This is a genomic window from uncultured Tenacibaculum sp. (assembly GCF_947495995.1).
Lineage (GTDB): Bacteria > Bacteroidota > Bacteroidia > Flavobacteriales > Flavobacteriaceae > Polaribacter.
On record NZ_CANMAX010000001.1, the window covers coordinates 1,046,892 to 1,065,756 of the forward strand.

The window sequence follows — 18,865 nt, forward strand, 5'->3', positions numbered from 1 at the left end:
GATGTACAATATACCAAGTTATAAAGCCAAAAACGAACAAGAAATTTTAGATTTCATCAATGAATATCCATTTGTTCAAATTACAGGTGTAAACGAAGAAGGAAAACCTGTGGCTACTCAAATTCCTGTGATTGTTGAGAAGCGTAATGACGAATTGTATATCATAGGACACATGATGAAAGAAACAGATCATTGTAAAGCGTTTCAGAAAAACTCTAATGTATTATCAGTTTTTACTGGACCTAACGGATATGTGAGTGCTTCTTGGTGCGTGAATTCGAATAAAGGTTCAACTTGGAATTATATGAGTGTTCATGCTGAAGGAAAGATGTCTTTTTTTGAAGGAGAAAAGTTGGTTTCATTAATGAAGTCATTTACGTTACTTCACGAAAATGGAAATCAGAATTCGCCTACCGTTTACAATAATTTGCCAGAGAGTTATACTAATAAATGGATGCCGCACATTACTGGCTTTGAAATTAAAATTGATCGTTTAGACACTGTGTTTAAATTAAGCCAAGGTTTAGATAAAGAAAGTTATTTGAATGTAATTATAGAGCTTGAAAAACGCGGAGGAACAAATTCTTTTTTAGCTTCTGAAATGAAAAAGAGAGTTTCAGAATTATTTTCTGAATAATTTTTATAAATGATAAAGTGATTTCAAAAAAACTAGATTATACTATTTTAATTATAACTGTAGCTATATTTTTATTGTTACAACTACCGTATTTTGTTCAGGTCCAATATCCTTTTAGACTCTTAGGAACGTGGTTTCATGAAATGGGACATGGGTTAACAGCTTTACTTGTCGGAGGGAAATTTCATTATTTAGAAATTTATCAAAATGGTGGAGGTGTCGCTTATTCTTCTGTAACAAATCGATTTTTACCGATTTATCTTTGTAGCGCTCTTACAGCTGCAGGTGGATTGTTCGGTCCTGCTATTTCTGGAAGTATTTTAATAATGTCAGCAAGATCACAAAAGCATGCTGCAATTATGCTAAGAATACTAACAGGAGTTATCATTTTATCTTTAATAATTTGGATTCGTTCTTATTTGGGAATTGTAGTTTTAGGCGCTATCTCAATAGCTTTAATTATTATTATGTTTCTTAAAAACAAAAAAGTAGAAACAATTACTGTACTGTTTTTAGGATTACAATGTATGTTAAGTACATACCTTCAATTCAATTACTTATTTACAAAACAATTTGAAAGAAACGGACAAATAATGACTTCCGACACACAAAATATTGCAGCCAATACCTTTGGTACGTATTGGGTGTGGGGAGCGCTTATTTTTATACTCAGCGGAATTATGCTTTATAAAAGTATAAAGTTTTATTTGAGAAAATAACTACGAACTTTTTTCGGCTTTTAATCTTGTAAAATAATCTTTAGCAGCTCTTTTTACTTTTGGAGCTAATATTAATGTTGATAGTACAGTTGGTATTGCCATTAAAGCATAACCACTATCAATCAAGTTAATTACGAAATCTAATTTTACGTTTGCCGCAATTACTATGGCTGCTATATAGATATAGTTATAGTATTTTCCAATTTTTGTATTGGTTAAAAAACACAAACAAGAATATCCGTAGAAAGAATATGTGAATAAGGTAGAAAAAGCGAAAATTAAAACACAAATAGTTAATATAACACTACCTATTCCGTAAGGTAAAACAGAGTCAAAAGCAGTTAGAGTTAATGATATTCCATTGCCTTGAAAACCTTTCCAAATACCAGAAGCCAATATAGCTAAAGCTGTAAGTGTACAAACAAGTAATGTGTCAATAGCAGGACCTAACATGGCTACCAAACCTTCACGAATTGGTTCATTAGTTTTTGCGGTTCCGTGCATCATTGGTGCTGTTCCTAAACCGGCTTCATTAGAAAAAGCAGCTCTTTTCACACCAGTAATAATTAAAGCTCCTAATGCTCCACCCATAACTGCATTTCCTGAAAAAGCATCAGTAAAGATCAAAGAAAACATACTAGGAATATTTTCAATTTTTAAAATTAAAATAGAAAGTACAGTGATTAAATAAATAGCTACCATTACAGGAACTAACTTACCGGCAATTTTTCCAATTCTTTTAATTCCACCAAAGATTACTAAAGCAGTAATAATTCCAATAGTAATACCTAATAATAGCTTAGATGTTTGAACATTACTCTCGTTTACCTTAAAAACATCGATTAAAGTTTGTGTTAATTGATTGGCTTGAAATGCTGGTAAAGTTCCTATTAAACCTGCAGATGCAAAAAATACGGCTAAAGGCTTCCATTTTTTTCCTAAACCTTCAGTAATAACATACATTGGTCCGCCTTTTACGTTTCCGTCTTCATCTTTTCCACGATACATTATAGATAAACTACAAGTAAAAAACTTTGTAGCCATTCCTACAAAGGCACTTACCCACATCCAAAAAATAGCTCCAGGTCCACCTGTAGCTATAGCAATAGCAACACCACTAATATTTCCCATACCAACTGTTGCTGCAATTGCAGAGGATAAAGCTTCGTAATGGGAAAGATCTCCAGGAGAATTATGCTTGTCGTATTTTCCTCTTAAAATATTTACTGCATGGCCCAAATAACGAAAAGGAACTAAACCAGAGTAAATAAATAAAGTTAAACCACCACCAATCAATAGTATTAACAAAGGAATACCCCAAACCCAAGAAGAAAATTCAGCAATAAGATCTTGCACACTCATAAAAGTTGTTTTCAACGAAAATAACAATAATTAAAGATTTTTTTGTATATTTAAATGCACCTAAAGTGTAAATTCTTACAAAGTCTATCGACTCATCCCCAGCGTTCATCGCACAAAATCAACAGTTGGTCGAAGACAAGAAGGTCGAAAAAACAACATTTTTATATTTACAAATTTTAATTCTTTATCCCCTCAAAATGAAAGCATTAAATAATACTTCGTTGAGTAAATTTTTAAAATTTTCTCCAGTGATTCTTTTAGTTTCATTAATTATCTATTCTTTTAAAACACATGAGAATAAAAATCAGTTGGAGAATGAGTTCTTCAAAGAGAAAAAAATCTTAGAAAAAGAACTAGATAAAATCGTAGCAGACTACAAAGAAATTAGAACCAAAAAGAAATGGTTAACTAAGCGTGTTATTACTGGAATGAATAAAATCATAGCACTTAAAGATTCTGTTAAGAAGATGGAAAAAGTGAATTATGATTTATTATTCAAATATTCTTTAAAAGTAACTAAGTTAGAACGCGAAAACAGAAAGTTGTTCTTAAAAGCAGAATCTTTAGATAGAGAAAACAAACGTCTTCGTAAAGAGAATAATGATGTAAAGAATCAGTTAGAGGCTGGTGAAAAATCATATAACTCTTTATTATCTAAGAATAAAAAATTAACTGCTGAGGAACGCGAATTAAAACGTAAAGTAAGTATTGCAGGAAATATTAAGATTAGTGGAATACAAGTACAAGCGTTAAAAGAGAGAAACAACGGTAAGTATACTAGTACTTCTAGATCTAGAAAAACAGATGCTTTTAAAATCAAGTTTGATATGTTACCTAATCAAGTAGCTTCAATGGGAAAAAAGCAAGTTTACGTTCAACTTCTTGATAAAAATGAAGAAGTAATTCCATCAGAAAGAAGTGATGCAAATAAAGAAATTGCATACAACGATCTGATAAATGTAAATTACGACAAAGAAAAAATCGGAGTAGTATCTTTAATCTCAGTTGACAGAACTCAACTAACTAAAGGTAAGTATACTGTAAATGTTTTTATCGACAAAAGAAAAGTAGGAGAAACAAGTATTAGCTTAAGATAAGCTTTATCAATATAAAAAGAATAAAGGCTGCCTAACAAGGCAGCTTTTTTTATTGTGATAATTTTAAGTAGTAATAGTGTATAAATATTAGTTAATAATTGTAAGTTGTTCGTGAAAAACAGACTTAGTACTAATAAACAAACGGAACAATGAAAAAAACTTTTGGAAGTATTATCGTATTATTTGTGTCATTATTCACAATATCTTGTCAACTAAATAAGGAAGAAAAAGAGGGTAAAGAAAAGAAAGAAATAAAGGTTGTAAAAGAAGAAGTAAAACCAGTTTCTGAAGGAGAAATAATAATTAATAAAGCTATTAAGGCTCACGGAGGAGAATTATATAATACTGCACATTATAAATTTATTTTCAGAAAGAATGAATATGCTTTTAAAAATGATGGAAGCAATTATACGTACAGCGTAAAGAGAAATATAAAAGATCAAATCGTTGAAGATGTTTTAAACAACGGAGAATTATCAAGAAAGATTAATGGAGAAGCTGTTGAGCTTGATGATAAAACTAAATCTAGATTTTCAGAAGCATTAAACTCCGTAATCTATTTTGCTACGTTGCCATACAAGCTTAATGATGGAGCAGTAAACAAAGAATTTAAAGGTAAAACTACAATTAAAGGAGAAGCCTATAATGTTGTTGAAGTTACTTTTAAACAAGAAGGTGGAGGAAAAGATTTTGAAGATCAATTTCACTACTGGGTAAACGAAAAAACGAATACAGTAGATTATTTAGCTTATAATTATAAAGTGAATAGTGGAGGTGTACGTTTTAGAAGTAGTTACAATAGAAGAAATGTTGATGGAGTTATCTTTCAAGATTATGTCAATTATAAAGCAGAAGTTGGAACGCCTTTAGCAGATTTACCTAAATTATACGAAGAAGGTAAGCTTAAAGAATTGTCTAAGATAGATACTGAAAACGTAGTAAATTTAAATAAGAACTAAAACTCATTGTCATGTCAAAAGTTATTAATATTAAAGAGAAATTAGATTTATTCTCAGATCAATGGTCTCCAAAAAAAGTAGCCAAATTAAACGGACAGCAAGTATTGTTGGCTAAAATTAAAGGTGAATTTGTATTTCATAAACACGATGATGAAGATGAGTTATTTATGGTCATAAAAGGTCAGTTACAGCTAGATTTTGAAGACTCTTCTGTAATTGTTAATGAAGGAGAGTTTTATATCGTGCCTAAAGGTGTACCACATAAACCTATAGCCAAAGAAGAGGTTCATCTTTTACTCTTTGAACCATTATCAACAAAGCATACCGGAGATGTTACAGCAGATATAACTGTTGAAACTTACGATACAATTTAACGCTCTAATTTCTATTCGTCGACAAAGATCAACCTTTAGTCTAAGTTTAGAAACTAGATGTCGAATCTTAACATAAAAAAATGTGAAACTAATCTACCTTTGAAGTGTTAATAGTAGTGAAAATAAACTTTTAAAATAATCCCTTTTTTATAAGTTTTGTTTTTTCATTTTTTAAGTTATAAGGTTTTCCTTTAAAAACCTATATTCAACCCTTTTGCAAGCCCCAAATGTAAAAGGGTTCTTCTTTTTTATAAAACAATCAAAATTTATTTATTGTGTTCGTTTAGAGGTATTTAAATTCATTCGTCGATGAAATTAAACAGTTTATCTATAGATGGAAATCACACCGTCGAAAATGCACAAAAAAATGAAGAAGTGTGTAGTATCTTTGAAGTGTAAATAAGTGATATACATGAAAGTATCCTTATAGTTTTGTTTTTTTCATTATAAGAAAATAAATGAAGGTTTTTTAAAATTTATTTGGTTGATTAAATTAATCCTTTTACGTCCCCAATCGTAAAAGGATTTTTTTTTATTTGATAGTTATACCTCTTAGATTTAAGGTTTTTATCATTCTTAAATTACCTTCTTTTATAGTATTTGCTTCGAATGTAAAAGTCTTTTCAAATAATTGATTTCCTTCAAAAAAAGAAACTTGAAATCTATTAGATAAACTAAAAACATCTGGATGAATCATTTCTACTTTAGCATAACTATTAGCAGGTAAAGAATCTATTCTTTTTCTAAAAACAGTAGTTGTTTTCTTTTCTGAAAAACCTTGAGAAACAATCATAATCATATCGATATTTACCTCTTTTTTATTCATAAGGTAAACATACCAGTCTTCAGTGTTGTGAGTTTTATTATGCTCTAAAACAACCGCCATTTCTATTCCTGTAACTCCAGGTATCGTAATATCTTTCTTCATTCTATATCTTTTTGAAATTAAAAAAAGTTGTAGCGTTCTTAAGATTAAAAAACACTACAACTTTAAATTATAATATATATTATTTTTTAGATGACAGATTTAAATTGTTCTAAGAAACGAACATCATTTTCGTAAAACATTCTAATATCTGGTATTTGATATAATAACATGGCTATACGCTCAATTCCCATACCAAAAGCATATCCAGAATATTTTGTTGGATCGATGTTACAATTCTTAAGTACATTAGGATCAACCATACCACATCCCATAATTTCTAACCAACCTGTACCTTTTGTAATTCTATAATCAGTTTCAGTTTCTAATCCCCAGTAAATATCAACTTCAGCACTTGGCTCCGTAAAAGGGAAATAAGAAGGACGTAATCTAATCTTAGATTTTCCAAACATTTCTTTAGTAAAGTATAATAATGTTTGCTTTAAATCAGCAAAAGAAACATCAGTATCAATATATAATCCTTCTACTTGGTGGAAAATACAGTGAGCACGAGCAGAAATATCTTCATTTCTAAATACTCTACCTGGAGAAATAGTTCTAATTGGTGGCTCATTTTGCTCCATATATCGAACTTGAACAGACGATGTATGTGTGCGTAAAAGAGTATCCGGATTCTTGTCAATAAAGAAAGTGTCTTGCATATCTCTTGCTGGATGATATTCTGGCAAGTTTAATGCAGTAAAGTTATGCCAATCATCCTCAATTTCTGGACCTTCAGATACAGTAAACCCAATTCTATTAAAAACTTCAATGATTTGATTTTTAACAATAGATATTGGATGTCTTGAACCTAATTGAATTGGTTCAGCAGGACGAGTTAAATCTCCATAAACACCTTTTTCTTCAACAGCACTTTCTAAACGTTCCTTTAAAGTGCTAATTTTTTCTTCAGCAGAATTTTTTAAAAGGTTAATTGTTTGCCCGAATTCCTTTTTTTGTTCGTTAGGAACATTTTTAAATTCTGCAAACAAATCCTTTAAAATCCCTTTACTACCAAGGTATTTTATTCTGAAATTTTCAATTTCTTCTGCCGATGAGGCATCAAAGTTTTTAACTTCTTCGATTAAGCCTGTAATCTTTTCTAACATAATCCGTCAAATTAGGTGGCAAATTTAAGATTTTTTACTGAATTAGGCTGGTAAATTATACGAACGACTATAACGTTTTCGTATCAGCAAAAAAAGGTCTTTTTTAGACCGTCAAATTAGTTAATTAATTATATTTGTACATTATTTTTATAAAAAAAACATTTTTAGAATAGTTAAATTATGGAATCTAAAATAAAGGCCTTTATGGATCTGGTTAGACAACGTAACGGTCATGAACCAGAATTTTTGCAAGCTGTACAAGAAGTAGCAGAAACTGTTATACCATATATTGTTAAGCATGATATTTATCACGGAAAAAATATATTATTAAGAATGGTTGAGCCTGAAAGATTAATTTCTTTTAGAGTAAACTGGGTAGATGATAATGGTGAAATTCAGGTAAATAGAGGATATAGAGTTCAAATGAACTCAGCTATCGGACCTTACAAAGGTGGGTTACGTTTTCACCCAACGGTAAACGCTAGTATATTAAAGTTTTTAGCTTTCGAACAAGTATTTAAAAACTCATTAACAACATTACCAATGGGTGGTGGTAAAGGTGGTTCTGATTTTGATCCTAAAGGAAAATCAGATAACGAAATCATGCGTTTTTGTCACGCTTTTATGAGTGAGTTATTCAGACATATTGGTCCAAATACAGATGTTCCTGCTGGAGATATCGGAGTTGGAGGAAGAGAAATCGGATTCATGTTCGGTATGTATAAAAAACTAAGAAACGAATTTACTGGAGTTTTAACTGGTAAAGGAGCAACTTGGGGTGGATCTTTAATTAGACCAGAAGCAACAGGTTATGGAAACGTATACTTTGCTGATAGTATGTTAAAAACTAAAGGAGATTCTTTCAGTGGAAAAATAGTAACGGTTTCTGGTTCTGGAAATGTAGCACAGTACGCTTGTGAAAAAGCAACTGAATTAGGTGCTAAGGTTGTTACATTATCAGATTCTTCTGGATACATTTACGATGAAGACGGAATTGATGCTGAGAAGTTAGCTTTCGTAATGGAGTTAAAGAATGTAAGAAGAGGAAGAATTAACGAATATGTAGAGAAGTATCCTTCAGCTAAATTCTTTAAAGGTGAACGTCCTTGGGGAGTTAAGTGTGATGTTGCTTTACCATGTGCAACTCAAAATGAGTTAAGCGGTGAAGAAGCTCAAACTTTAGTAGATAACGGATGTATTTGCGTAAGTGAAGGAGCAAACATGCCTTCTACTCCAGAAGCTATCGCTGTATTCCATAAAGAAAAAGTATTATTCGCGCCTGGTAAGGCTTCTAATGCTGGTGGAGTTGCAACTTCAGGTTTAGAGATGAGTCAGAACTCTTTACGTTTAAGTTGGACTCGTGAAGAGGTTGATGAAAAACTTAAAGATATTATGGAGAATATCCATAAAGCTTGTGTTGAGTTTGGAACAGACGAGTCTGGTTATGTAGACTATGTTAAAGGTGCAAACATCGCAGGATTTGTAAAAGTAGCTGATGCAATGCTAGCTCAAGGAGTAGTATAATAGTATTTTTAAATAAAATCGTTAAAAGCCCACCTTTGTTAAGGTGGGCTTTTGTATTTTGTGATTATTCAGAAAAAAGTTAACTCATGGAGATTTCTAAAAATAGTATCATACCTAATAAAACGTCAAAACCAATCCTTCTAGATGTTTTTTATGAAAGCAATACTAAAAAGAAGGATGTTATAATATTCTGTCACGGTTACAAAGGATTTAAAGATTGGGGAGCTTGGGATTTAATGGCGCAAGCCTTTGCTAAAGCAGGTTTCTTTTTTGTGAAATTCAATTTTTCTCACAATGGAACTACTCCAGATAATCCTTTAGAGTTTGACGATTTAGAAGCTTTTGGAAACAACAATTATTCTAAAGAACTAGAAGATTTAGATACTGTAATTTCTTGGTGTTTAAAAGAAGAGCAGTTTAAAGAAGAAATTAATACAGAATCAGTGGCACTTCTAGGTCATAGTAGAGCTGGAGGTATAGTTTGTATAAAAGCTGAAGAAGACAAAAGAATTCATAAAGTAATTACACTTGCAGCGGTATCAGATTTTAAGAGAAGAACTGCTACTGTTGGTGATTTAGAAACATGGAAAAATGAAGGTGTTAAATATATTTTAAATGGAAGAACAGGACAACAAATGCCACATTTTTATCAGTTTTATGAAGATTTTGTAGCTAATGAAAATCGCTTAACTATTAAAAGAGCTGTTAAAAACTTAAACATTCCTTTTTGTATCATTCATGGTGATGGAGATACTTCCATTTTAGTAAGTGAAGCCAATAGTTTACATGAATGGAATTCTAAAAGCGAACTTCATATTATTGAAAATGCAGATCATGTTTTTGGAGCGAAACATCCGTGGGAAAAAGATGAATTACCACAAGATTTACATAAGGCAGTGGAACTTTGTATAACATTTTTAGGGAACTAGTCGTTCCAATGAGTGAAGTGATTTTAACATTCCATTAGAATGACTATATTTACGAATTGATAGAAAAGAAATTGAATTTTTCTTATCTGGCTAAAAATCAAATAAATATAATTAATTTCTTGATACTGAAATACCATCAGATTTAAGGAATTATTACATAAATACATAAATTATGGGTTGTAGCAGTTGCTCAACCAACAAAAGCGGCGTTCCAAAAGGATGTAAAAGCAATGGAAATTGTGGTACAGATACATGTGGAAGTGGAAATAAATTAGCTGTTTTTGATTGGTTATCGAATATGACTTTACCAACAGGTGAAGCTCCATTTAATATATACGAAGTACGTTTTAAAAACGGAAGAAAGCATTTTTATAAAGGTAGTCAAAAGTTGAGGTTTTCAATGGGTGATGTTGTTGCTGTAGAAGGAACACCAGGCCACGATATTGGAATAGTTTCTTTGGCTGGAGAACTCGTAAAAGTGCAAATGAAAAAACGTAAAGTTGCTCAAGATAGCGAAGACGTTAAAAAGATTTATCGTAAAGCCACGCAAAAAGATATTGATGTTTGGCAACATGCTCGTGGTAGAGAGCAAGAAACACAAAGAAAAGGTCGAGAAATAATTAGTAAACTTGGTTTAAAAATGAAGCTTTCTGATGTTGAATTTCAGGGAGATGGAAACAAAGCTACTTTTTATTACACTGCAGACGACCGAGTAGATTTCCGACAATTAATTCGCGATTTAGCTGGTGCATTTTCTATTCGAGTAGAAATGAAACAAGTTGGAATGCGACAAGAAGCAGCAAGACTTGGTGGTGTTGGTTCTTGTGGTAGAGAATTATGTTGTTCTACTTGGTTAACAGACTTCAGAAAAGTTAATACTGCAGCAGCTCGTTATCAGCAATTATCTTTAAATCCTTTAAAGTTAGCTGGTCAGTGCGGAAAGTTAAAATGTTGTTTAAACTTCGAATTAGATTCGTATTTAGATGCGTTAGAATCTTTTCCGAAACAAGACGTTATTTTAAAAACAGAGAAAGGAGATGCTGTTTTTATTAAAATGGATATTTTCAAGCAGTTGCTTTGGTATACTTATAAAGAGGAAAAATCTAAATGGTTTAAGATTTCTCTAGATCAAGTCAATGAAATCATTGAGTTAAATGCTACTAATGAATTAGCTTCACCATTAGAAGATTATGAATCGGAAATTGAGGAAGAAGTAGAAGTTAGTTTCGAAAATGTTGTAGGTCAAGATAGTTTAACTCGTTTCGATACGCCTAAGAAACCTAGACGTAACAAACGAAGAAGAAGAAACCAGAATCAGAAATCGAATTCAAATTCGAATAAATCACCGAATAACAATAATAATTCGAAAAAGCAGCCTGCTAAACCAAGAAATGCTAAGCAGCCGCAACAACAATCGAATCAAGCTAAGAATTCTAATCAGAAAAATCAGAATAGGAAACGAAATCCTAATAGAAAAACTGATAATCTGAATTCACCTTCTAATAATAAGCAGAATTCGAACAAGCAGCAAAACAATAAGCAACAAAACAACAAACAGCAGAATAATAAGCAGGGTGGTAATAAGCAAAATAATACCAACAAGCAAAATAATACCAACAAGCAAAATACTAATAATAAGCAAAGCAATACTAAACCGAATAATAACCAGAGAAGGAATAAAAGGAGAAACAACAACGGGAATAAAAATGCAAAAACAGATAAACAGTAAAAAACTAGTAGTTAGATTACTAGCTGTATTGGTTTTGGTTTCATGTGATTCCAAAGGAGTTTTTGATAATTATACTGCTTTAGATAATGGTTTATGGGAAATTAATACTCCTGTAACATTTCAATTTTCAGTAAAAGATACCTTAGCAAATAAAAACTTGTTTATAAATATTAGAAATAATAGTCGTTACGAGTTTAGTAACTTATTCTTAATAACGAAATTAAAATTCCCTGATGGTAATAGTCTTATTGATACTTTAGAGTATGATATGACCAATAGAAAAGGAGAGTTTTTAGGAACAGGTTTTACAGAAACAAAAGAAAATAAACTGTTTTATAAAGAACATATTTTATTTCCTACAAGCGGAGAATATACTTTAGAAGTTTATCAAGCCATGCGTAAAAACGGAGAAGTAGATGGTGTAAATGAACTTGAAGGTATTACTGATGTAGGGTTCAGAATTGAAAAGATTGAATAAATTATGAGTGAAAAGAAGACTGTAAATTTTAGAACATTTGTTAAATGGTTCTGGGGATTAATATTAGGTGGTGTTTTATCCATATGTCTAATATTTTTATTAGCATCAGGGGGAGCTTTAGGTAAGTTACCTACGTTTGAAGAGTTAGAAAACCCTAAAAACGATTTAGCAACAGAAGTAATTTCTTCTGATGGAAAAACTATTGGAAAGTATTATTTAAAGGCAAATAGAACTCCAATACAGTTCAAAGATTTACCAGATAATCTAGTAAAAGCTTTAGTCGCTACCGAAGATGAGCGCTTTTATGAGCATTCAGGTATCGATTTTAGAGGCTTGGCAAGAGCAGTTGCTAAGTTTGGAAAAGGCGGAGGTGCAAGTACTATTACACAACAGTTAGCTAAAAATTTATTTACGAAAAGGGCTTCTTCGAACAAAATAAAGAGGATAATTCAGAAGGTAAAAGAATGGGTGATTGCAGTTCGTCTAGAACGACAGTACACAAAAAAAGAAATCATTACGATGTATTTAAATACTCAAGATTTTATTTTCAATGCTGTAGGTATTCGTTCTGCTGCGCGTATTTATTTTGGTAAAGAGCCTAAGGATTTAGATTTACAAGAGTCAGCAATTATAGTTGCTATGTTGAAAAATCCTCGACAATTCAATCCAAATAGAAAAATTTCAAAGAAAAAATCTTTAAATCGAAGAAATGTTGTGTTCGCTCAAATGCTAAAGAACGGATTTATAACGCAACAAGAGAAAGATTCTTTACAAAAGCTACCTTTAAAAATTAAATATACCCCAGAAAGTCATAGTGACGGTCTGGCTACTTATTTTAGAGAGTATTTAAAACAGTTCGTGAAAAATTGGGCTAAAAATAACCCTAAAGCAAATGGTGAATTATACGATATTTATAAAGACGGACTTAAAATTTATGTAACTATAGATTCTCGTATGCAAAAGTATGCTCAAGAAGCAATGCAAGAGCATATGGCGAATCTTCAGAAATACTTTTTCGAAGAACATAAGAAGAATAAAAATGCTCCATTTTATGATATAGATCGAAATGATATCGGAAAAATTATCAATAGAGCAAAGAAAAATTCTGATCGTTATAAGCGAATGAAAGCAGCTGGAAAATCAGATAAAGAAATAGAAAAAGTGTTTAATACGAAGACAGAAATGACTGTTTTCTCTTGGAAAGGAGATAAAGATACACTAATGTCTCCTTACGATTCTATACGTTATTATAAGCACTTTTTACGTTCTGGTTTAGTGTCTATAGAACCACAAACAGGTCATATTAAAGCTTGGGTTGGTGGTATTAATAATAAACATTTTAAGTACGATGCCGTAAAACAACAAAAACGTCAAGTAGGTTCTACTTTTAAACCATTTGTTTACGCTACTGCAATTAATCAGTTGAAAAGATCTCCTTGTGATAAATTACCAAATACACCATATACAATTCCAAAGGAAAAATATGGAATGGATGACGATTGGACTCCTAAAAACGCTGGTAATAAGTATGGAGGTGAACTTACTTTACAAAGAGCATTAGCAAATTCTGTAAACGTAATTACAGCTAGATTAATTGATGAAGTAACTCCAGTAAATGTGGCTAGATTAGCAAAATCTGCAGGAATTTCAACAGAATTCCAAGCAAATCCATCAATAGCATTAGGAGCGATCGATTTAACCTTATTAGAAATGACAAGTGCGTATTCAACTTTTGCAAATAAGGGAATGCGAGTTACACCAATGTTTATCACACAAATCGAAGATAAAAACGGAACAGTTTTAGAAACATTTGTACCTAAAACAAAAGAAGTTTTAAGTGAAGAATCTTCTTATGTAGCATTAAATTTAATGGAAGGTGTAACTAAATTTGGATCAGGAGCGAGATTAAGAAGTAAACATATCAGACCAAAGTTTATTACAGGTTATCCATACAAATTTGAGAATGCTATAGCTGGAAAAACTGGAACAACACAAAATCAATCTGATGGTTGGTTTATGGGAACAGTTCCAAATTTAACTACAGGTGTATGGACAGGAGGTGAAGATAGATCTATTCACTTTATTGGTTTAGATAAAGGAGGAGGAGCATCAATGTCGTTACCAACTTGGGCTATTTTCATGAGAAAATGTTATGCAGATAAATCGCTTAATGTTAGTAAAGCTGATTTTGATGAACCTGAAGATTTATCAATTAATGTAGATTGTAGAAAGCACGAAGAGAAAAAAGGAGAAAAGAAAGATGAAGAAAAAGTGCAAAATGCCGATGATTTTTAAAAGGTAAAAACAAACAGAACAAACAACTGAATTATAAATGATAAATAAAAAAGTAAATACCGTTAAAGAAGCTTTACAAGGAGTTTCTGATGGAATGACAATGATGTTGGGTGGTTTTGGTTTATGTGGTATTCCAGAGAATGCAATAGCAGAACTAGTTCAATTAGGTCTTACCGATTTAACATGTATTTCTAACAACGCAGGAGTTGATGATTTTGGATTAGGATTATTACTTCAAAATCACCAAATCAAGAAAATGATATCTTCTTATGTAGGTGAAAATGATGAGTTTGAAAGACAAATGCTTTCAGGTGAATTAGAAGTTGAATTAACACCACAAGGAACATTAGCAGAAAAATGTAGAGCAGCTCAAGCTGGTTTTCCTGCATTTTATACACCAGCAGGTTACGGAACAGAAGTAGCTGAAGGTAAAGAAACAAGAGAGTTTAATGGGAAAATGTATGTTTTAGAAGAAGCCTTTAAAGCAGATTTTTCTTTTGTAAAAGCGTGGAAAGGCGACGAGGCAGGAAACTTAATTTTTAAAGGAACTGCACGTAATTTTAATCCATGTATGTGTGGTGCAGCTACAATTACAGTTGCAGAAGTAGAAGAACTAGTTCCAGCAGGAACATTGGATCCAAATCAGATTCATATTCCAGGGATTTTTGTACAACGTATTTTTCAAGGAGAAAAATATGAGAAGAGAATTGAACAACGAACTGTAAGACAAAAGAACTAGTTATGGCTTTAGATAAAAACGGAATAGCAAAGCGAATTGCAAAAGAAGTAAAAGATGGATACTATGTGAACTTAGGAATAGGAATTCCAACATTAGTAGCCAATTTTGTACGTGAAGATATAGAAGTTGAGTTTCAAAGCGAAAACGGTGTTTTAGGAATGGGACCTTTTCCTTTTGAAGGAGAAGAAGATGCTGATATTATTAATGCCGGAAAACAAACAATAACTACGTTACCAGGGGCAAGTTTCTTTGATTCGGCAACTAGTTTTTCTATGATTAGAGGAAAACATGTCGATTTAACTATTTTAGGAGCTATGGAAGTAGCCGAAAATGGTGATATTGCCAATTGGAAAATTCCAGGTAAAATGGTTAAAGGAATGGGTGGAGCAATGGATTTAGTTGCATCTGCTGAAAATATTATCGTAGCCATGATGCACACCAATAAAAGAGGTGAATCTAAGCTATTGAAAAAATGTTCTTTACCATTAACAGGTGTTGGTTGTGTAACTAAAATCGTAACTAATTTAGCCGTGTTAGAAGTTAAAGACGACACATTCCATTTAGTAGAAAGAGCTCCAGGTGTAAGCATTGAAGAAATTCAAGCAGCAACCGAAGGAACTTTAATCGTAAATGGAGATATTCCTGAAATGGAAATCTAAAAAATTATCATATCACAGATATTCAATAAAGCAATCTTTACGCTAAGATTGCTTTATTTTTAAAATAGAATTTAAAGCTTAATAAAAGATCAAATGAAAGTTTTATCCTATAATGTAAACGGAATTAGAGCTGCCTTAAAAAAAGGCTTTATTGAATGGTTACAAGCTGCTAGTCCAGATGTAATTTGTATTCAAGAAACAAAAGCACAGAAAGAACAAGTAAACGGAGAAGATTTTGAAGCTGCAGGTTATCCATATCAATATTGGTTTTCTGCTGATAAAAAAGGATATTCAGGTGTTGCTGTTTTTTGTAAAAAAGCGCCTAATCATGTTGAGTATGGAACAGGTATTGAATCAATGGATTTTGAAGGAAGAAACATCCGTGTAGATTACGACGAGGTTTCTATAATGAGTATGTATTTACCTTCAGGGACTAATAGCGATCGTTTAGATTTCAAATTCAAATACATGGATGAAATTTTAGAATATGCTTCTGAATTAAGAAAAACGATTCCAAACTTAGTGATTTGTGGAGATTATAATATTTGTCACGAAGCTATAGATATTCACAATCCGAAAATGAAAGGAGTTTCTGGTTTCCTTCCTGAAGAAAGAGAATGGTTAAGTAAATTTATTGATAGTGGATTTATTGATAGTTTCCGTTTTCTAAATCCAGAACGACAAGAATATTCTTGGTGGAGTTACAGAGCGAATGCAAGAGCAAATAATAAAGGTTGGCGATTAGATTATTGTATGGTTACAGAACCATTAAAAGAAAAGATTTCTAGAGCCTATATTTTGCCAGAAGCAAAGCATTCAGATCACTGTCCAGTAGCTGTAGAATTTAAGTTTTAGTATTTATAGTATATGTAAATGAAAAAGTTCTTTGTCTTAACCTTATTTAGTTTTACTACACTTTTTGCACAAGTTCAACCTGTAGATTCTATTCAAAAAATAGCATCACCAATTGATACGATTCCTGTTGTAAAAACAGATTCTGTTCCAGAGAAACTTGTTGTAAAAGAGAAATACACTACAGATGATTTAAAAAGAATAGACAGCCTGCTTGTAGAAGCTAAGTTCTATTCTCCATTATTTGATAGTGTGCCTTATTTAATCAATGATAAAGATTTAGTAAGTAACGTAACTCAAGTTGTTACTCCTGAATTGCTTAAAGAGCGATTACGATTAATTAATCAAACAACACCGTTTAATTTAGCTTTTAATCCTGCTCTAGAACGTGTAATCAATAATTATTTAAAATACAGAAAGAAATATTATCCAGCTTTAATGGCTAGAGCAAAGTATTTCTTTCCGATGTTTGAACAATATTTAGATCAATACGATATTCCATTAGAAATGAAATATCTAGCGATTGTTGAATCTTCATTAAGACCTCAAATTAAATCGCGAGTTGGTGCAACAGGACTGTGGCAGTTTATGTACGGAACAGGAAAACAGTATAAACTTGCTGTAAATTCTTATGTAGATGAACGTCAAGATCCAGTAAAATCAACAATTGCAGCTTGTAAATACCTTACTTTTTTACATGGACTGTTTAATGATTGGGATTTAGCACTAGCAGCTTACAATTCCGGTCCAGGAAATGTATTAAAAGCAATCAAAAGATCAGGAGGTTATAGAAACTATTGGAATATTCGTCCGTTTTTACCAAGAGAAACTGCTGGTTATGTTCCAGCCTTTTATGCAACAATGTATATTTTCAAATATGCAGATGAATTAGGTTTACAACCTGAAACACCGAAAATATACGATTTTCAAACAGATACAATTCAAGTAAAAAGAACCGTCTCTTTTGATCAAATATCAGAGAAAATTGATGTGAATTCAGAAATGTTATCTTTCTTAAATCCACAATATAAGATAGATATCATTCCATATATAAAGAAGAAACTTTTTACAGTACGATTACCAAGAAATAAGGTGATAGATTTCTTAGAAAAAGAACAAGAAATTTATGCATTAGCACAAAGCGAAGATTCTTTAAGAGAAAAACCGTTACCAAAGTATTTTGAAATGGATAAGAGAATTCGTTACAAAGTGCGATCAGGAGATTATTTAGGTAAAATCGCTATTAAATTTGGGGTTCGTGTAAAAGACATAAAACGTTGGAATAACATGAGAAGTTCTAACTTAAGAGTAGGTCAACGTTTATATATTTACCCAAGAAGAATGTAAAAGGTACGCTTTTTGATAAGGAGTATTTACGATCTAATAACTAACTATTATGAAAAAAATATTAACGCTGTTTATAGCTTCATTAACGCTACTAAGTTGTAAACAAAACGGTAAAAGAGAAATTATATTACCAAGATCTAACGGAAACACCAACTCTATTTTGGTGGTTATGAAAGGTGATGATTGGTTAAGTAAACCAGGAGATGAAATTAGAAGAGTTTTTGGTGAACACCAAGTAGGTTTACCACAACCAGAAACATTACTATCCGTAGATCAAATAGACCCGTCTGGGTTTAGCAAGTTCATTCGTAATAATAAAGCCGTTTTATTATTCCAAAAAGGAGATTCTGTAGGAATTTCTACTGAATATGATAAATATGCAGCTCCTCAAATAGTTATTAAAGCAACTTATAAAGATGAGTACGATTTAGTAAACATCATTAAAAACAGAGGAAAAGAAATTATTCAGTTGTTTAAAGATCAAGATGTAAAATATACTCAAGGAATCTTTAAAAGAGAGAAAATAGATGTTTCTAAGCTAGGTACGGTTAATAACCTAGGATTAGATTTAATTATTCCAGAGCGTTATAGATTGGTTCAAGATACTTTAAATAACTTCTTATGGATGCGTCAACATCTTAAAAGCGGAATCGCTAGAGGTGATGGAACTAATAATATTCTAATTTATTCTCTTCCTTTAGGAGATGAAACAAAGATTGTAGATAATATTACAGCTGTAAGAGATAGTATCGGTAAAATATTTATTCCTGGAAGCAAAGAAGGTATGTATATGATTACAGAACAAGCATACACACCTTTTACTTATGAAACTAAAATTGATGGTAAAAAAGCTTACGAAACAAGAGGGAAGTGGGAAGTGAAGAACGATTTTATGGCAGGTCCTTTTTTAAACTATACTATAGTTGATAAAAAGAATAATAGACTTGTTGTTTTTGAAGGTTTCACTTATGCACCGTCAGTGAATAAAAGAGATTTTGTTTTCGAATTAGAAGCAATTGCAAAATCATTGAAAATAAAATAAAAAAAGTATTATAATATTACTGTTTAAAACCACCTTTTTTAGGTGGTTTTTTTGTTTCGTAAAAGTGCTTGTTTGTTGAAAAATAAAAA

General features: G+C 31.5%; 18 protein-coding genes. 15 read left to right on the top strand and 3 right to left on the bottom strand.

The window, feature by feature from the left end; translation table 11 throughout:
• Position 1 precedes the first annotated feature (1 nt).
• Both Q1A15_RS04775 and Q1A15_RS04780 read left to right on the top strand, forming a co-directional pair.
• Complete coding sequence (locus tag Q1A15_RS04775) at positions 2-637, top strand: FMN-binding negative transcriptional regulator (protein WP_299619574.1); 636 nt, start codon at positions 2-4, stop codon at positions 635-637.
• 17 nt (positions 638-654) lie between these two features.
• Positions 655-1,356, top strand: a complete 702-nt coding sequence (locus tag Q1A15_RS04780; protein ID WP_299619577.1) for a M50 family metallopeptidase — start codon at positions 655-657, stop codon at positions 1,354-1,356.
• On the opposite strand, the gene Q1A15_RS04785 is transcribed toward Q1A15_RS04780, so the two are convergent.
• Entirely contained in the window at positions 1,357-2,718 is a 1,362-nt protein-coding gene (locus tag Q1A15_RS04785; protein ID WP_299619581.1) for an alanine/glycine:cation symporter family protein, read from the bottom strand.
• 197 nt (positions 2,719-2,915) lie between these two features.
• Between Q1A15_RS04785 and Q1A15_RS04790 the strand changes: the two genes are divergently transcribed.
• The 3 genes from Q1A15_RS04790 to Q1A15_RS04800 all read left to right on the top strand — a co-directional run bounded on the left by Q1A15_RS04790 (position 2,916) and on the right by Q1A15_RS04800 (position 5,148).
• A complete protein-coding gene (locus Q1A15_RS04790; protein WP_299619584.1) occupies positions 2,916-3,815 on the top strand; it encodes a hypothetical protein in 900 nt (299 codons plus the stop codon).
• Positions 3,816-3,964: 149 nt separating this feature from the next.
• Entirely contained in the window at positions 3,965-4,774 is an 810-nt protein-coding gene (locus Q1A15_RS04795) for a DUF6503 family protein (RefSeq protein WP_299619587.1), read from the top strand.
• A gap of 11 nt (positions 4,775-4,785) precedes the next feature.
• A complete protein-coding gene (locus Q1A15_RS04800; RefSeq protein ID WP_299619590.1) occupies positions 4,786-5,148 on the top strand; it encodes a cupin domain-containing protein in 363 nt (120 codons plus the stop codon).
• Positions 5,149-5,680: 532 nt separating this feature from the next.
• On the opposite strand, the gene Q1A15_RS04805 is transcribed toward Q1A15_RS04800, so the two are convergent.
• Both Q1A15_RS04805 and pheS read right to left on the bottom strand, forming a co-directional pair.
• Positions 5,681-6,076, bottom strand: a complete 396-nt coding sequence (locus Q1A15_RS04805) for a hypothetical protein (protein ID WP_299619593.1) — start codon at positions 6,074-6,076, stop codon at positions 5,681-5,683.
• A gap of 86 nt (positions 6,077-6,162) precedes the next feature.
• Positions 6,163-7,182 carry a phenylalanine--tRNA ligase subunit alpha gene (gene pheS / locus Q1A15_RS04810; RefSeq protein WP_299619596.1) on the bottom strand — a complete coding sequence of 340 codons (1,020 nt, stop codon included), beginning with the start codon at positions 7,180-7,182 and terminating at the stop codon, positions 6,163-6,165.
• Positions 7,183-7,362: 180 nt separating this feature from the next.
• Between pheS and gdhA the strand changes: the two genes are divergently transcribed.
• The 10 genes from gdhA to Q1A15_RS04860 all read left to right on the top strand — a co-directional run bounded on the left by gdhA (position 7,363) and on the right by Q1A15_RS04860 (position 18,776).
• Complete coding sequence (gene gdhA / locus Q1A15_RS04815; protein WP_299619599.1) at positions 7,363-8,706, top strand: NADP-specific glutamate dehydrogenase; 1,344 nt, start codon at positions 7,363-7,365, stop codon at positions 8,704-8,706.
• An 86-nt stretch (positions 8,707-8,792) separates the two neighbouring features.
• A complete protein-coding gene (locus tag Q1A15_RS04820; protein ID WP_299619602.1) occupies positions 8,793-9,635 on the top strand; it encodes an alpha/beta fold hydrolase in 843 nt (280 codons plus the stop codon).
• Positions 9,636-9,807: 172 nt separating this feature from the next.
• Positions 9,808-11,364, top strand: coding sequence for a regulatory iron-sulfur-containing complex subunit RicT (ricT, locus tag Q1A15_RS04825; RefSeq protein WP_299619605.1), 1,557 nt, complete (start codon positions 9,808-9,810; stop codon positions 11,362-11,364).
• Positions 11,342-11,842 carry a gliding motility lipoprotein GldH gene (locus tag Q1A15_RS04830; protein WP_299619608.1) on the top strand — a complete coding sequence of 167 codons (501 nt, stop codon included), beginning with the start codon at positions 11,342-11,344 and terminating at the stop codon, positions 11,840-11,842. Before ricT ends, Q1A15_RS04830 begins: the two co-directional genes overlap by 23 nt.
• 3 nt (positions 11,843-11,845) lie before the next feature.
• Positions 11,846-14,137, top strand: coding sequence for a transglycosylase domain-containing protein (locus tag Q1A15_RS04835; protein WP_299619611.1), 2,292 nt, complete (start codon positions 11,846-11,848; stop codon positions 14,135-14,137).
• A 37-nt stretch (positions 14,138-14,174) separates the two neighbouring features.
• A complete protein-coding gene (locus tag Q1A15_RS04840; RefSeq protein WP_299619614.1) occupies positions 14,175-14,876 on the top strand; it encodes a CoA transferase subunit A in 702 nt (233 codons plus the stop codon).
• 2 nt (positions 14,877-14,878) lie between these two features.
• Positions 14,879-15,535, top strand: coding sequence for a CoA transferase subunit B (locus Q1A15_RS04845; protein ID WP_299619617.1), 657 nt, complete (start codon positions 14,879-14,881; stop codon positions 15,533-15,535).
• A 93-nt stretch (positions 15,536-15,628) separates the two neighbouring features.
• Positions 15,629-16,390 carry an exodeoxyribonuclease III gene (locus Q1A15_RS04850; RefSeq protein ID WP_299619620.1) on the top strand — a complete coding sequence of 254 codons (762 nt, stop codon included), beginning with the start codon at positions 15,629-15,631 and terminating at the stop codon, positions 16,388-16,390.
• An 18-nt stretch (positions 16,391-16,408) separates the two neighbouring features.
• Entirely contained in the window at positions 16,409-17,734 is a 1,326-nt protein-coding gene (locus Q1A15_RS04855) for a lytic transglycosylase domain-containing protein (protein WP_299619623.1), read from the top strand.
• 49 nt (positions 17,735-17,783) lie between these two features.
• Positions 17,784-18,776: a DUF4837 family protein gene (locus Q1A15_RS04860; protein ID WP_299619626.1), complete on the top strand. Its 993-nt coding sequence runs from the start codon at positions 17,784-17,786 to the stop codon at positions 18,774-18,776.
• Positions 18,777-18,865: the final 89 nt, after the last annotated feature.